This window comes from Nodosilinea sp. P-1105 (genome assembly GCF_012911975.1).
In the GTDB taxonomy this organism is placed as follows: domain Bacteria; phylum Cyanobacteriota; class Cyanobacteriia; order Phormidesmidales; family Phormidesmidaceae; genus Nodosilinea.
In genome coordinates, this window is record NZ_SMDQ01000175.1 from 1 (window position 1) to 962 (window position 962).

At 53.7% G+C, this 962-nt stretch carries 1 protein-coding gene and 1 tRNA gene; both read left to right on the forward strand.

Annotated elements, in window-relative coordinates:
- Positions 1-136 precede the first annotated feature (136 nt).
- Positions 137-208, forward strand: a tRNA-Thr gene (locus E1H13_RS26630).
- Positions 209-557: 349 nt separating this feature from the next.
- On the forward strand, positions 558-890 hold the full coding sequence (locus E1H13_RS26635) for a tyrosine-type recombinase/integrase (RefSeq protein ID WP_347404229.1): 333 nt from the start codon (positions 558-560) through the stop codon (positions 888-890).
- Positions 891-962 lie beyond the last annotated feature (72 nt).

Sequence of the window (962 nt, forward strand, 5' to 3'; positions counted from 1 at the left end):
CAGCAGGGGAATATCGTCAACCCGTTCTGTGATAACGGTTAGAGGAGTTTCCATAGCCCAAATCTAACCTAATTGGCCGACCTCACTCAAAAATGAGCGAACCGGGAGTTATACTAATTGACTGTAAACAACAGTTGCCGATGTGGCTCAGTGGTAGAGCACTCGATTCGTAATCGAGCGGTCGCGGGTTCAAATCCCGCCATCGGCTTTTTTGTCAAATGCTTGAAAAATTTTGATTTCCAAGGGTTTTGGGTTTCTATCGCTTAGTGTGGCGAGAGCTGTAGACCTTTTTCAACAGGAGGTACAGGGGACGTCCCGTGAAGCCGTCGAGCAGTGTGCCAGGGGTACGGTGGCCCAAGTGCAGGCGATTCAGTCGCTGCAAATGGGACAGTCCCCGCGTCGGCCCCCGCGCGCCAAGCAGATAAAACGCTAGGGCGAAGGACTGGGCTGCCTGTCAATCATCGAGTTCGCTGCTGATTTATTGGGTGACAAAGGCTTCCGCAGCGTTAGGGTTCATAGCTTTGAGCACCCGCAGGATTTCGAGAACGGTGTCGCCAGTGGGATCGATTCGATACCCGGCGAGAGACAAGGCCCTGCTGCTGATCATGTTTCGCCATGGCCTACGGGCCAGTGAAGCGGGCGGGATGCGGTGGGATGCAGTCATGTTGAATGAGCGGCGGTTGGTGATCCATCGGCTAAAGGGTTCTGAGTCAGGCCAACACCCCCTGCAACTGGATGAGGTTGAAGCGCTGAAAGATTTGAGAGAGGCCCATCCTGGCAGTCAGTACCTGTTCATTAATGAGCGGGGCCAGTATTTGAGTCGAGCTGCGATCGCCAAAATTGTCAGACGCTGTGGTGAGGCGGCTGAGTTGCCCTTGCCGGTACCTTAGCGGGTGACAAGGGGACTCAAAGCTTCAGGGGACAATGCTTTGAGAGAATAGGAAGGACAAAAAATAGGGAGT